This window comes from Curtanaerobium respiraculi, from assembly GCF_024609215.1.
In the GTDB taxonomy this organism is placed as follows: Bacteria; Actinomycetota; Coriobacteriia; order Coriobacteriales; family Eggerthellaceae; genus Curtanaerobium; species Curtanaerobium respiraculi.
In genome coordinates this window covers 328,647-343,277 of the sequence record NZ_JANIPD030000001.1, presented here as the reverse complement: position 1 = coordinate 343,277, position 14,631 = coordinate 328,647, and the positions used below count along the sequence as shown (strand labels likewise).

12 protein-coding genes are annotated in these 14,631 nt (G+C 62.8%); 11 read left to right on the top strand and 1 reads right to left on the bottom strand.

Annotation, left to right across the window (positions count from 1 at the left end; all coding sequences use genetic code 11):
- Positions 1-235 precede the first annotated feature (235 nt).
- On the top strand, positions 236-598 hold the full coding sequence (locus tag NOV21_RS01520) for a nitrous oxide-stimulated promoter family protein (protein ID WP_283169879.1): 363 nt from the start codon (positions 236-238) through the stop codon (positions 596-598).
- Positions 599-649: 51 nt separating this feature from the next.
- Here the strand turns inward: NOV21_RS01520 and NOV21_RS01515 are convergent, their stop codons facing one another.
- Positions 650-1,084, bottom strand: coding sequence for an FKBP-type peptidyl-prolyl cis-trans isomerase (locus tag NOV21_RS01515; protein ID WP_283169878.1), 435 nt, complete (start codon positions 1,082-1,084; stop codon positions 650-652).
- A gap of 212 nt (positions 1,085-1,296) precedes the next feature.
- On the opposite strand from NOV21_RS01515, the gene argC reads away from it, so the two are divergent.
- The 10 genes from argC to NOV21_RS01465 all read left to right on the top strand — a co-directional run bounded on the left by argC (position 1,297) and on the right by NOV21_RS01465 (position 14,619).
- Positions 1,297-2,352: an N-acetyl-gamma-glutamyl-phosphate reductase gene (gene argC / locus NOV21_RS01510; protein ID WP_283169877.1), complete on the top strand. Its 1,056-nt coding sequence runs from the start codon at positions 1,297-1,299 to the stop codon at positions 2,350-2,352.
- A gap of 8 nt (positions 2,353-2,360) precedes the next feature.
- Positions 2,361-3,617, top strand: a complete 1,257-nt coding sequence (argJ, locus tag NOV21_RS01505; RefSeq protein WP_283169876.1) for a bifunctional glutamate N-acetyltransferase/amino-acid acetyltransferase ArgJ — start codon at positions 2,361-2,363, stop codon at positions 3,615-3,617.
- Positions 3,614-4,561 carry an acetylglutamate kinase gene (argB, locus tag NOV21_RS01500; protein ID WP_283169875.1) on the top strand — a complete coding sequence of 316 codons (948 nt, stop codon included), beginning with the start codon at positions 3,614-3,616 and terminating at the stop codon, positions 4,559-4,561. Before argJ ends, argB begins: the two co-directional genes overlap by 4 nt.
- 19 nt (positions 4,562-4,580) lie before the next feature.
- Positions 4,581-5,924, top strand: a complete 1,344-nt coding sequence (locus tag NOV21_RS01495) for an aspartate aminotransferase family protein (RefSeq protein ID WP_283169874.1) — start codon at positions 4,581-4,583, stop codon at positions 5,922-5,924.
- A gap of 119 nt (positions 5,925-6,043) precedes the next feature.
- Positions 6,044-6,472, top strand: coding sequence for an arginine repressor (locus tag NOV21_RS01490; RefSeq protein WP_283169873.1), 429 nt, complete (start codon positions 6,044-6,046; stop codon positions 6,470-6,472).
- A 99-nt stretch (positions 6,473-6,571) separates the two neighbouring features.
- Positions 6,572-7,828 (top strand): argininosuccinate synthase, encoded by a 1,257-nt coding sequence (locus NOV21_RS01485; protein WP_283169872.1) that lies wholly within the window; start codon positions 6,572-6,574, stop codon positions 7,826-7,828.
- 124 nt (positions 7,829-7,952) lie between these two features.
- On the top strand, positions 7,953-9,350 hold the full coding sequence (argH, locus tag NOV21_RS01480) for an argininosuccinate lyase (RefSeq protein WP_283169871.1): 1,398 nt from the start codon (positions 7,953-7,955) through the stop codon (positions 9,348-9,350).
- Between the two features lie 75 nt (positions 9,351-9,425).
- A complete protein-coding gene (locus NOV21_RS01475) occupies positions 9,426-11,516 on the top strand; it encodes a transglycosylase domain-containing protein (RefSeq protein WP_283169870.1) in 2,091 nt (696 codons plus the stop codon).
- 99 nt (positions 11,517-11,615) lie between these two features.
- The gene (locus NOV21_RS01470) at positions 11,616-12,134 is read left to right on the top strand and encodes a hypothetical protein (RefSeq protein ID WP_283169869.1); all 519 of its coding nucleotides are present in this window, start codon (positions 11,616-11,618) and stop codon (positions 12,132-12,134) included.
- Positions 12,127-14,619, top strand: a complete 2,493-nt coding sequence (locus NOV21_RS01465; RefSeq protein ID WP_283169868.1) for a U32 family peptidase — start codon at positions 12,127-12,129, stop codon at positions 14,617-14,619. Before NOV21_RS01470 ends, NOV21_RS01465 begins: the two co-directional genes overlap by 8 nt.
- Positions 14,620-14,631: the final 12 nt, after the last annotated feature.

Below are 14,631 nucleotides of genomic sequence, written 5' to 3'. Positions count from 1 at the left end.
AGTTCCGCCTTGGCCGGGGACGGCGGGCTGAGCGCCGGGGCGGCGGAAGGCGAGCGGGCGCAGGCGTGCGCGAACGGGGATCGAGCCGCTCCGGCGCCAGCATGCCGTCCCCGGGCTGGCGGAATTCATCAGCGGTTCCCTGGGTGGTAGGATAGCCAAACAGAGGGGTTTTCCGAGGCAGGCTCCGCGCTTCCGCATGGTAGGATTCTCCCCAGACGAAGGGAAGGCGCAATCCATGGCGAAGAAACCGCGCACGATCGAAGAGCGTATCGAACACGAGAAGAAGACGCTTGCTTTCATGGTGGGCATCTATTGCCGGGGCCGCAAGCATGAGAATCGCGCGCCCGAGGGGCCTGCGCCCGACGGACGGGGCCTGTGCCCCGATTGCCAGGAGCTTGTCGATTACGCGTTTACACGGATCGATCGGTGCCCCCACATGGAGACGAAGACGTTCTGCAGTTCGTGCGAGACGCATTGCTACAGCCCCAAGATGCGGGATCGCGTGCGAAAGGTGATGGCGTATGCCGGGCCGCGCATGATGCTCTACGACCCCGCCGGGGCGATTCGCCACCTGCGCGACGGCAAATCCCGCTCGTGAAATGAGAAAGGCCGACGGCCTCCGTCTGCCCGCTCCAGCCCGAATCGGGGATTAGCCCTCGACGACCTCGACGAGCGTGATCTCGAAGTTCAGGTCCTTGCCTGCCATCTCGTGGTTCATGTCGAAGGTCGCGAATCCGCCTTCGATCGACACCACCTTCACGGGCATGGGCTGACCGCCTGGGCCGTGGAAGTACACGACTTCCCCCACGGGCAACTTGTCCGCGTCGGGGATATGCTCGACGGGCACCTTTTGGATCATGCTCTCATCGCGTTCGCCGTACGCATCCGCGCAGGGGATGTGGACCTTCCGCGTTTCGCCCTGCTCCATCTCCCTCACGGCGGCATCGAACCCGGGGATCATCTGCCCCGCCATGCATACGAATTCGATGGGCTCGCCGCGCTTGACCGAGGAGTCGAACTCCTCGCCATCGTCGAACGTGCCGATGTAATGCACCTTCATCCGCTTGCCTTCGTTATTTGCCATAGGGGACTCCTATCCGCCCGCATCGATCCATTGCCGGTTGGTGTGCCAGTCTAGCGTACAATAGGGCAGGTGCGCATGGGCTTGCGCGACGAACATCGAAACGTGAAGACTGGCGGAATTTCCCGCTACATTCCAAAAAACATGCTATATTCCCAACTATTGCATAAAATAGCATTTATTCAAAATATAAATGCATAAACAAAGAGGCGATAATGAAGTATCACGCAGCAGTCATCGGTGCTGCCGGCTATGCGGGAGTCGAGTTGGTCCGGCGTTTGGTCGAGCATCCCGCATTCGAGCTGAGGTCGGCCACCAGCGATTCCGATGCCGGGATCCGCCTCGACGAGGCTTATCCTGCATTCACGGGGGTCACCGACTTGGCGTTCACCGCACATGACGATCCCGCGGTTATGGAATGCGATGTGGCGTTCCTCGCCGTCCCCCATACGGCTGCCCTGAGAGTTGCGCCTGCTTTGGTCGAGGCGGGGGTGACGGTGATCGACCTTTCCGCCGATTACCGCCTGAAGGATCCGGCAGCGTACGAGGCATGGTACGGCATCCCCCACACCTCGCCCGAGCTGCTTGCGCGCAGCGCGTTCGGCCTGCCCGAGATCACGGGCGGCGAGCTGGCCGAGGCGGCGCGCCGGCGCGCCGCGGGCGAAGCGGTGCTCGTCGCATGCGCCGGATGCTATCCCACGGCGACGGGCCTTGCCGCGTTCCCGACCGTGCATGCAGGGCTGGCGCAGGGCGTCATCAACGTGCACGCCGTGTCAGGCGTCACGGGTGCCGGCAAGAAGGCTTCCGCCCGGACCCATTTCTGCAGCGCCAACGAGAACGCCGAGGCATACGGCGTGGGCACACATCGCCACACTCCCGAGATCGAGCAGATCCTCGGCGCTCCCGGTCGCGTGATGTTCGTCCCCCATCTGGTCCCGCTCAATCGCGGCATGCTCTCCACCGTGAGCATGCAGGTGCCCCGAGCGGGCTTCACGCTCGAGAAGGCGCACGAATTGTATGCCGACTTCTATTCCGCCCGCCCGTTCGTGCACGTCCTCCCCTTGGGAGCTCAGCCTAAGACGGCGAGCGTCGCAGGCACCAACCACGCCCATATCGGGCTGGGATGGCGCGCGGCAACCGAAACGCTCGTTGCGACCTGCGCCATCGACAATTTGGGCAAAGGAGCCGCCGACCAGGCGGTCCAATGCGCGAACATCGTCTTCGGCCTGCCGGAGACCTGCGGCCTCGCCACCATGGCCTTACCCGTGTAGGAGCGACTATGGAACTCAACCATCTTCAACGTATCGAGGGCGGCGTGGTCGCCGCCAGGGGTTTCCGCGCGGCGGGTATCCATGCGGGTTTCCGGAAGAACCCCCAGCGCTTGGATATGGCACTGGTTGTCGCCGACGAGCTCTGCCCTGCGGCGGGCGTGTTCACGCAGAACGTGTTCTGCAGCGCCCCGGTGACCGTGTCCCGCGAGCATCTTGACGGCATCGGCTGCGGCGTGGCCCGGGCGGTCGTCATCAATTCCGGCAATGCGAACGCCGCGACGGGGGAGGTCGGGCTCGACCGCGCCCGGGCGGGCGCGCGCTTGGCGTCCGAGGTGCTGGGGTGCGCCGAAGAGGATGTGCTCGTATGCTCCACGGGCGTCATCGGCGTGCAGCTCCCCCTCGAGCCGTATGGAAGGGCATTGCCCGCCCTCGTCGATCAGGCGGGCGATTCCGTCCGGGACGGGAGATCCGCCGCCCGCGCCATCATGACGACCGACACCCATGATAAGCAGCATGCGGTTTCATACATATGCGGCTCGGGTCCCCATGCCGGCGCGCGCATCACGGTGGGGGGCATGGCGAAGGGTTCGGGTATGATCATGCCCAACATGGCCACGATGATCGGCGTCATCACCACCGACGCGCCCCTTTCCCCGGCGGCTGCCCACCATGCGCTCACCACGGCGGCGGACCGCACCTTCAACAAGGTCACCGTCGATTCCGACACCTCGACCAACGATACCGCGCTGCTGTTCGCCAGCGGGAAGGCGGTTGCCGGAGCGGGAACCTTCGAAATCGGGTCGGCGGAATACGACGAGTTCGTCCAAGCGCTCCTGCTGGTGTGCGAGAACCTCGCGCGCCAGATGGCGGCGGACGGCGAGGGAGCGACCAAATTGGTGACGGTCAACGTCCGCGGCGCGGCGGACGATGCCGATGCTGACGAAGTGGCCCGCTCGATCGCGAATTCCCCGCTGGTGAAGACGGCCATATATGGCCATGACGCGAACTGGGGCCGCATCGCCGCGGCGGCGGGCAAGACGAAGGCAACGTTCCGACAGGAGGATGTTGACATCGCCATCATGGGCATTCCCGTCTGCAGGAAAGGCCTCGCCCTCGACTTCGATGAAAACGAGGCCCTGAGGCGGTTCGAGGAACCCGAGGTCGTCATCGACGTCGGGCTGGGCGCGGGCGATGCGTCCACCACGGTATGGACGTGCGATTTCACACATGAGTACATCACGATCAACGGAGATTACCGGACATGAAATTTTCGAGAGATACCCAGGTTCGGCCCAGCCTTGCGACCGACGCCCATGTGCTGGCGGAGGCGCTTCCCTGGATCAAGGAGGCGACGGGCAAGACGGTCGTCATCAAATACGGCGGCAGCGCAATGGAGGACCCGGTTCTGCGCGCCCAGGTCATGAGCGACATCGTGCTGCTCAGGATCATCGGCGTGAACCCGGTGCTCGTTCACGGAGGCGGCAAATCGATCAACAGGGCATTCGAACGGTACGGCATCCCCATCGAATTCAAGGACGGGCTGCGCGTCACCACCGACGATGCCATGGACGTGGTGCGGACGGTGCTCGTGGGGGATGTGAACCAGAACCTCGTGCGCGACATCAACGAGCATGGGAACCTTGCCGTCGGCGTGTCGGGCAGCGATGCAGGCACGATCGTCGCCACGCAGCTGGCGCCGGAATACGGCCGCGTTGGACGCATCACCAAGGTGAACGTCGAATATCTGAACAATCTGATCGAGGACGGTTACATCCCCGTCGTTGCGGGCATCGCGCTCGGCTCGCATGGCGGGTACTACAACATCAACGCCGATATCGCCGCGAGCGCCATCGCCGGGGCGATCCACGCGCACAAGTTCATCGCCCTCACCGACGTTGACGGGCTATACCTGGACTTCAACGACAAGACCACGCTCATCAGCAACATCACGCGGGACGAATCGCGGAAGATGATCGACGAGGGCGCGATCGATACGGGCATGATCCCCAAGTTGAAGAGCTGCGTCGCCGCCTTGGATGCCGGGGTGGGGCGCGCCCACATCGTCAACGGCAAAACGCGCCATTCGCTGTTGCTGGAGCTGCTGACGGACACGGGCATCGGCACGGTCATCCACGGCACCACCGAAAGCTACAACGCCGATCAGCATCCGTTGAGCTCGGTGGCATCGAAACTCATGATCAACCAATGAAGACTAGGCGGAATTCTCAATGACACTTCAACAGCAGCAGGAACTCGAATCAACTTACATGGTTCCCACGTTCGCCCGCAAGCCGGTGTGCCTGGTTGCAGGGCAGGGCATGCACGTGCAGGATGACGAAGGCGCCGACTACCTCGATTTCATCGGCGGCATCGGGGTATGCAGCTTGGGGCATTGCCACCCGAAGGTGGTGGATGCGATCCAGCGGCAGGCGGCAAAGCTCATGCATGTGAGCAACTACTACTACATCGAGCAGCGCGGAGAGGTTGCCAAGCTGCTATCCGACGCATTGAATTGCCGATTGCCCGCAGGAGCCTCTCGCACCGCGGAAGGGCCTCATGGTTCCGATCGGCTTCGGCCGTTGGACGGCCGGCGAATCCCCTCGCCCGACCCGGAACACCCGGGCTTTCTGCGTGCGAGAGGGGTTTCCGCAGGCGGCGGGTGCAATTGGCAAAGCTTCTTCGCCAACAGCGGGGCGGAGGCGAACGAGTGCATGATCAAGCTCGCCCGCCTGTATGCGAAGAAGCGGGGGAACGGCGGCACGACGATCATCACGCTCGATGGCAGCTTCCACGGTCGCACGATGGAGACGCTCGCGGCGACCGCACAGCCGGTGAAGCAGGAGAGCTTCCAGCCGCTTCCCGGCGGATTCACGCATATCAAGCCGAACGATATGGGGCAGCTGAACACGTGCTTCGACCGTTTGGGGGACGATATCTGCGCATTCATGTTCGAGCCGATCCAGGGCGAATCGGGCGTGCATCCATGCACTCCCGAGTATTTGCAGGCAGCTGCATACCTGTGCGAGCGGGCGGGTGCGCTCATGATCGCCGACGAGGTGCAAACCGGCATGTACCGGACGGGGACGCCGTATGCGTTCCAGCAGCTGGGCATCGTGCCTCATATCGTCTCAAGCGCCAAGGGCATCGCGGACGGGTTCCCCATGGGGGCATGCTCCGCTCGGGAGGAGATCGCAGAGGCGTTCGCTCCCGGCGACCATGGCAGCACGTTCGGCGGGAGCAACCTTGCCATGGCGGCGGCCCATGCCACATTGCATGCGCTCAAGGACGAGGGCATCGCGGAAAACGCCGCGGAAGTCGGTGCCTACCTGCGCTCCCAGCTGTCGGGGCTGTCCTTCGTCACCGAGGTGCGCGGACTCGGCCTGATGGTGGGCGCGGATCTGGAAGAGGGCATCGATGCTCATGCGATCGTGCTCGCCGGGCTTGACGAGGGGTTGCTTCTGAACGCCACCGGCCCGCATACGCTGCGTTTCCTTCCGCCGCTCATATGCACGAAGGCGGATGTTGATGTCCTTATGAAGAAACTGGCGCAACTTGGACGTTCTTCTAGATAACCAAAGAGGCGTCTGCTACTCTGTATTGCATGTTTTAAAGGAAATTTGCAAGAATACCGCATATCTTTCCTGAAAGACGCAGTATGCAATGCGGATTTGTAAGGCGGCAGAAACCGAACATGAAAAAACGCACGCAACGGCACGATGTCATTCGCGAAATCGTCCGCGAAAACAGCATCCGCACGCAGCGCGATCTGGCGGTGAAACTCCAGGAGGCGGGCCACGATTGCACGCAGGCCACCATCAGCCGGGATATCACCGACATGGGCCTGTTGAAATCGCAGGAGGGTTTTTACATCCTCCCCGAGGACCTGCGGTTGCAGCGCATGGTCTCCGAGCTGGTCGAGGATGTGAACGTCGCCGGCAACCTGGTAGTCGTCACCACGTTCCCGGGCGGTGCGGCGGGCGTTGCCGGGGCAATCGACAGCGCCTCCATCGAGGGCTCGCTCGGCAGCGTTGCAGGAGACAACACCATCATGATCGCAGCGGACACTCCCGAGCACGCCCTCGGCATCCAAGCCACCCTCAACGGCCTGCGACGACGATAGCCGTCGATACATACCCTGGGCGCAGCGCCCGCTCCATAGCCGTTTCGCGGCACCTCGTACCTTCACGCCTGAACAGGCTCATCCCGAAAGGAATTCATCATGGCTGAAAAAGAAATCGTCGTCCTTGCATACTCTGGCGGATTGGACACCTCGTGTGCGATCCGTTGGCTCCAGGACGAGAAGAACCTCGACGTCGTGGCCGTCGTCGGCGAAGTGGGACAGGAGCACGAGGGGCTGGAGAAGGTGAAGCAGCGCGCTCTCGATATGGGCGCCCTCGACTGCTACGTCATCGACATGCGCGAGGATTTCGCCGACAACATCGTCGCGAAGGCCATCAAGGCCAACGGTCTGTACGAGAACAAGTACCCGCTGCTCAGCGCGCTCTCTCGCCCCGTTATCAGCAAGTACCTGGTCCAGATCGCCCATAAACACCATGCGAAGTACATCGCGCATGGCTGCACGGGCAAGGGCAACGACCAGGTCCGTTTCGAAACCTGCATCTCCATGCTCGATCCCAGCATCGAGATCATCGCCTGCGTCCGCGAGTGGCCCTTCAAAGCGCGCACCGCGGAGATGGACTGGGCGGCCGAGCACGGCGTGCCGGTGCCGACCACGAGGAAATCCCCATACTCCATCGACGACAACCTGGTCGGCCGCGCCATCGAATGCGGCGTGTTGGAAGACCCCTGGAACGAGCCCCCTTCGGACATCTACACCCTTACCGTGGACCCCGAGAAGGCCTCCGATGTCCCCACCTACGTGGATATCGACTTCGAGCAGGGCAAGCCGGTCGCGCTCGACGGACAGAAGATGGAGATGAAGCCGCTTCTTGAAAAGATCGGCAAGCTTGCCGGCGATAACGGGTGCGGCCGTCTTGACATGATCGAGAACCGCCTCGTGGGCGTGAAGAGCCGCGAGGTGTACGAGTGTCCCAGCTGCATCGCCCTGATCGTCGCGCACAAGGCCCTCGAGGATCTGTGCTTGGAGCGCGAACTGCTGCATTACAAGCTCGGCTTGGAGCAGAAGTGGGCAACCATCGTGTACGACGGCCTGTGGTACGGCCCCTTGAAGGAGGCCATCGACGCGTTCGTCGCCAGCACGCAGACCTACGTGACCGGCACGGTGCGCATGAAGCTCTACAAGGGCAATTGCACGGTCGTCGGCCTGAAGAGCCCCTACTCGCTCTACGATTACGGTCTGGTCACCTACGAGGAGGACGACACCTTCCATCACGAGGCGGCTGCCGGTTTCATCGAGCTGCATGGCCTTACCGCCAGCAATTGGGCGGCGAAGCGCCTGGTTGCCGGCGCGAAGGAAGGCGGCCATGTTCCTGCGATCTTCACAGATTGCGAATAGCGGACGCGCGATTTCACGGCCGATTCGGCGGTATCATGGATGAGGTGGCATCGACCCCAGGTCGCACCGCCTCATCTTCCACATCGTGATCAAGCGCCCCGCGAGGGCAGGAAAGGGAACGGCAATGGCTCTGTGGGGCGGCAGGTTCGAAGAGGGTGTCGATGATTTCACCCAGCGCTTCGGCGCGTCTCTTCCGATGGATAAGCAGATGTACGCGGAAGATATCGCAGGGAGCCGCGCCCATGCCAAGATGCTGGCGCATCAGGGAGTCATCAGCGCTGATGACGCTGCACAGATCGATGCCGGCTTGGCGGGGATTCTTGCGGATATAGAAGCGGGCTCGTTCGCTTTCGATATCAACGACGAGGATATCCACATGGCAGTCGAGGGCGAATTGACGCGCCGCATCGGCGAGGCGGGGAAGCGCCTGCATACCGGGCGCAGCCGCAACGACCAGGTGATAACCGATACCCGCCTGATGGCGAAGCGCCTATGCGCCACCCTGATGGAGGGGAATATCGCGCTTCGGAAGGTGCTGGTGCAGGTGGCGGAGAGCCATCCGGGCACCATCATGCCGGGCTACACCCATATGCAGCATGCTCAACCGGTGCTGTTCGCGCACCACATGCTTGCGTATTATTGGATGTTCCAGCGCGACTTCGCGCGCTTGGCGTTCGCGTGCGACCAGGCGGACGAGAATCCCCTGGGCAATGCCGCGCTTGCAGGAACCACCTATCCTCTCGACCGCCGCATGACGGCGCAAGAGCTGGGCTTCGGCGGCGTGACCGCGAATTCGCTCGACGCTACGTCCAACCGCGATTTCCTCCTCGACTTGAATTACGCATGCAGCGTGGGCATGATGCATCTTTCGCGCCTCTGCGAGGAGATCATCCTATGGTCCACCAGCGAATTCGGCTTCATCACGCTGTCGGATGGCTATTCCACCGGCAGCAGCATCATGCCGCAGAAGAAGAATCCCGACTTCGCCGAGCTTATCCGCGGGAAGAGCGGCCGCGTCTACGGCGACTTGATGGCGCTGCTCACCACCATGAAGGGCCTTCCCCTTGCATACAACAAGGATATGCAGGAGGACAAGGAGGGCGTAATCGACGCGGCGGGCACGCTGGCGGATTCGATGCGCTGCGCAGCGGGGATGATCGCCACGATGACGGTGCACGAGGATGCCATGCTGGCGAGCGCGCGCAAGGGTTTCATGGCGGCGACCGATGTGGCCGATTACCTTGCGAAGAAGGGCATGCCCTTCCGCGAGGCGCATGCGGTCGTGGGGCATCTGGTGCTTCTGTGCGAAAAGCGCGGCATCCAGCTGGAAGATCTTTCCTTGGCGGATTTGCGTGCCGAAAGCGACCTGTTCGAAGAGGATGTGGTCGGCCAGCTCGATCTGCGAAACATCGTCGATGCCCGCACGACGGAGGGCGGAACCGCAAGCGCAGCCGTCGCGGAGCAACTTGAGCGCGTCCGCGAAACGCTTGCTGCGGACGAGGCGGTCCTCGCCTCCCGCTGAGAAGGAACTTGTGTACTTCGCTCCCCGCAAAAGGATGGATGGTAGAATAGCTCCGTCCTAAACGCAGGGGGTTTTATGGCATCACGAGCTCTTAAACGCAGGAACGGAACGCAGAACAAGCGCGGTTACCTGCCTTGGGTCATCGCTCTGTTCCTTTTGGCCGGACTCATCGTCGCGGGCGCGGTCAGCGCATTCGCCCTCGGGAACGCGTGGCTGAAAGACCTTCCCAACTACGAGGATTCGTCGGCGTACAACCTTGCCGAGAAGACCCGAGTGTACGCCAGCGATGGAACGACCCTTCTCGCGGAGTTCTATCTGGAGAACCGAGAGCCCCTGGACAGCCTCAACGAGATGACCCCCTATGTATACCAGGGAACGGTCGCTACCGAGGACCAGCGGTTCTACGAGCATAGCGGCATCGACCCGATGGGCATCGCCCGCGCGGTGGTGAACAACCTGCTCGGCGGTTCCACCGAAGGCGCTTCCACCATCACCCAGCAGTTCGTCCGCAACACGGTCCTGGCGGACGAGGCGACCGAGCAGACCTTGAAGCGCAAGGTGCGCGAGGCCTACATCGCCATGAAGTTGGAGCAGATCTACTCGAAGGACGAGATCCTGCTCATGTATCTGAACACGGTGAACTACGGATCGGGCGCCTACGGCATCGAGTCCGCCGCCGAGAAGTACTTCTCGTGCAAGGCGTCGGAGCTCACGCTCTCCCAAGCTGCCCTGCTGGTCGGCATCCCCCAATCGCCCACGTACAACAACCCCATCAACTATCCGGACAACGCCCTTGCCCGCCGCAACACGGTCCTCAACCGCATGTTCACCAACGGCTACATCGGGCAAGCCGAGTACGACGCCGCCATCGCCGAGCCGCTTGGCCTGAAGGTGTCCGGCAGCGATAGCGGCAGCGGTATCTACGCATATCCGTATTTCACCAGCTACGTGCGGCAAGTGCTGCTCGAGAACTATTCCGAGGCCGAGGTGTTCAAAGGCGGACTCACGGTCACGACCACGTTGGACATCGATGCGCAGGATGCCGCCGAAGCGGCGTGCGAGGCGAAGGAAAACGAGGTAGCGGACGATTTGGAGGTCGCCCTGGTGGCGGTCGACCCGAGCACCGGCTACATCAAGGCGCTCGTCGGCGGGAAGGATTACGATTCCAACGAGTACAACCTTGCCACGCAGGCGCAGCGCCAGACGGGTTCGTCGTTCAAGACCTTCACATTGGCCGCCGCCATCGATAACGGCATCGATCCCGCCAGCACCTATGTCGACTGCTCGAGCAATACGACCATCGGCGACTGGAAGGTGGAGAACTACGGTGGCACCTCGTACGGCACCCGTACGGTCGCCAGCGCCTTCGCCGTGTCGTCGAACACGGGCTTCGCGCGACTGTGCGCGCTGGTGGGCCCGTCCGCCGTCGCGAAGATGGCATCCGACTGCGGCATCCAGTCCAACCTCGAAGAGGTCCCCTCCATCACCCTGGGATCCAACGGATGCACGGTACGCGAGATGGCGGGCGCCTACGCGACCATCGCGACGGGTGGCATACAGCGCGATGCCGTCGCGATCGAGAAGATCGTCGACTCCAAGGGCGACGTGGTATTCCAGGCGGACACCACCGGCCGGCGCGTCATGACGGAGGAGGTGGCGCATGCGACCGAGCAAGTCATGGAGGGCGTCATCAAGAACGGCACGGGCACGGCGGCGCGGCTGAACTCCCAGAAGGCGGCTGGCAAGACGGGTACATCGCAGAACTGGCGCGACAGCTGGTTCTGCGGCATCACCCCGCAGTACTCCGTTGCTATCTGGTTGGGCGCGCGTGAAGAGCGCCAGATGCCCACATGGTACAGCGCGACGAGCGTCTTCTCCGGGTTCCTGAACCAGGTCCTGCCGCGTGGGGTGAACGAGAGCTTCCCGATGGACCAGGCGAAGAAGCCCGACTACCGTGCTCTGACCTCTTCGGACAAGACCGCGCTCGGCGCGGCCGGGGCCCCGAAGGCCAGCTCATCGGATTCCGGCTCGTCCGCTTCGTCATCGGAGGACGGCTCCAGCGACGAGACCTCGAAGAGCACGCGCACCGAGGAGACCTCGAAGTCGACATCGGCGAAAAGCACCTCGAAGACGACCTCTGCCGATGACGACGCGGAGACTCCCTAGCCCCGTGGGTCAACGGGTCGATGAAAAACGCAACGCGTCCACCACTTGGCGGGCGCGTTGCCTTATGATGGGGCACCGTAACCGACCAAAGGAAGACCTATGAACCGCATTTCCCGTATCGCACGGCTTGCCGTCGCAGCATGCTTGGCGTGCGCCGCCCTTTTCGCGGTCGTCGGATGCGTGCCGGGCACCACGAGTCAGCAGCAGCAGCCAACCGTCGCCTCCGACGCCTCCGATAACCGTGCCTATATGGCCACCCTCAACCGCCAGACCGCCAGCCTGCAGGAATCGCTGGACGCGTTCCAACAAGCCGTTGCCGATAAGGACGCGGTGACCATGCAGGCGAAGCTCAACGAAGTCGAATCCACCATCGACAGCGTGAAGAACACCGAGGTGACCGACCGTCTGAGCTCCGTGAAAGACGCCTACGTCGATGCGCTCTGCACGCTTGACGATGCGATGAGGTCCTATGTCGCGTTGTACAACGATGCGAAGAATTCCACCCTCGATGCCGACACGTACGCCAGCCGCCTGGCCGAGGTGCAGTCGGCCTATGACAGCGGGATGGAGAAGATGAAAGCCGCCGACGACGCAGTAAAAGAAATCGCCAATGCATAACACTCCCGAGCTGCTTGGTCCTGCAGGCAACCTATCCTGTCTGCACGCCGCCGTACGGGCGGGTGCAGATGCCGTCTATCTGGGCGTCGAGACGTTCAACGCCCGGCGCAACGCCGATAACTTCACATTGGCGGGTCTGCCCGCCGTATGCGATTGGGCGCACCTGCGGGGGGTTCGCATCTACCTGACGGTCAACACGGCCATCATGCCGTCGGAATTCAACGAGGCTTTGGAGCTCGTGCGCCAGGCATGGCGGGCAGGCGTGGATGCGTTCATCGTCCAAGACGTGGGGCTTGCCTCCCGGATGAAGCGCACGGTTCCCGAAGCCATTCTGCATATCTCCACTCAGATGAACACCCATAACGCAGCGGGCCTGGAAGCGGCGGCTCGTTTGGGCGCCTCCCGCGTCACGCTTGCCCGCGAGATGAATCTGCACGAGGTAGCGCATCTGTGCGCCGAGGCCGACCGCCGCGGCATGCAGGTGGAAGCCTTCGCCCATGGCGCCCTCTGCGTGTGCTATTCGGGGCAGTGCATGCTGTCCTCGCTGGTGGGCGGCCGCTCTGCCAATCGGGGGATGTGCGCCCAGCCGTGCCGCCTTCCTTACGAGCTGTACAACCGCGCGCAGCGCAAACCGCTTGACGCTCCGGGCGAGCACCTGCTCTCCCCGAAGGATCTATGCTCGGTCGACCTGCTGCCCGAACTGATCGCCGCCGGGGTGACGTCTTTCAAAGTGGAAGGCCGCATGAAGTCCCCCGAATACGTTTCGGCAGTGACCGGCGTGTACCGGGCGGCGCTCGATCGCGCCATCGCATGGTTCGAGGGGCAAACCGATGATGCGGAAGAACCGAGCGTCCCCGCGTCCGTGCGCGCGACCGGCAAAGAGAGGCGAATCCTCGCCGAAGCCTTCAGCCGCGGGTTTACCCAGGGCTATCTTGTCGGCGAGGACGGCAATGAGCTCATGAGCTATGGGCGACCTAACAATCGGGGCGTGTTCGTCGGCCGCGTGGCGAAGGTCGCGAATGGAACGGTCTTTGTGGAGACCGATAGGCGGCTAGCTGATGGCGATGTGCTTGAATTCTGGACCAACCGCGGTCATTTCTCCCATATCGTTTCCGACATAGACTTCGAAAATGGGGCGTACCTTCTGTCGGTTGATCGCAAGGTGGGGAAGGGCGATCGCGTCTTCCGCGTGCGAAGCGCAGACGCCGCCTTCGCCGATAGCGATCAGGATCCCCGCGTTTCCATCGTCGGCAAAGTCGTGCTCCATATTGGGCAACCCGCTCGTCTGGAGCTTCGGCCTGCGTCGCCTCCGGACGGTGTCGAACCCGCCGAGACGGCAGGAGTCGCGGAAGGCGCTGTCGTGGAGCAGGCGCGCACCAAAGCGATTACCGCTGAAGACGTGCGCGGGCATATCGATCGCTTCGGCACGACGCCGTTCATGTTGGAGAATATCCAGATCGATCTCGATGAGAATGTCGGCATGGGCTTTTCCCAGCTCCACAAGCTGCGCGCTGCTGCAGCGGAGAAACTGCAGGATGCCATGCTTGCCGGGTATCATGCACGCGCCCTTGCAAGGACGCCGCGCGCGAAGGCCCGATCCGGAGCTTCTGGCCGCGGCCTTCGCTGCCATGTGATCGCGTGGGCGACAAATGCAGCGTGCGCCCGCGCTGCGAAAAAAGCCGGTGCGGATGCCGTCTACGTTCCCGCGCTCAATTTCAAGCGGGGGGAATCCCTGATCGCCGGGCAGATTTCGGAGACCGTTGCCCAAGCGGGCTACCCCAAAGACGTCGGCATCGCGATACCCGCGATCGTCCATGATGCCGTTCCCGGGACGCGCGAAGCCAAGTTCGGCTTCGATGCCTATAAGTATGTGAGGGCGGGGAAGCCGGTGTACGCCGATAGCTTGGGTGCCGTCGTGCGCGCTGCCGAGATGGGCGCGCTGCCCGAGGCGGGCGCCCATATTCCGGTGACGAACTCCGAAACGGTGCGCGCCCTGGCGGAATTAGGCGCGACGCGCGTCTGGCTTTCGCCCGAGCTTACGCTGGGGCAGATCCAGCGCATCGCCGAGGAGACGTCGGTTCCGCTGGGTCTGTTCGTGAGCGGTGCCGCCGAATTGATGATCACCGAGCATTGCATGCTGATGAGCCAAGGACCTTGCAATCGCGACTGCACGCACTGCGCGCGCCGCCGGAGCCCCCACTACTATAAAGACCGCAAAGAATTCGAGATGCCCATCGTCACCGATTGCACGGGAAGAAGCCATCTCTACAACGCGATCTCCCTCGACATCCTTCACGCTGCCCCCGATTTGATGGCTGCCGGGGTGACCGCATTCATGGTGGACACGACGCTTCTCAACACCGAGGCGGCGTCCGAAGCGGTGGCTCGCGCCGTCCGTGCGCGCAATCTGGCGGAGAAGGGCACCGGCACCGTTTCCAAACCCGCGGGCACCACCACAGGCCACCTGTTCCGCGCTGTTCAATAACCATGCAAACCA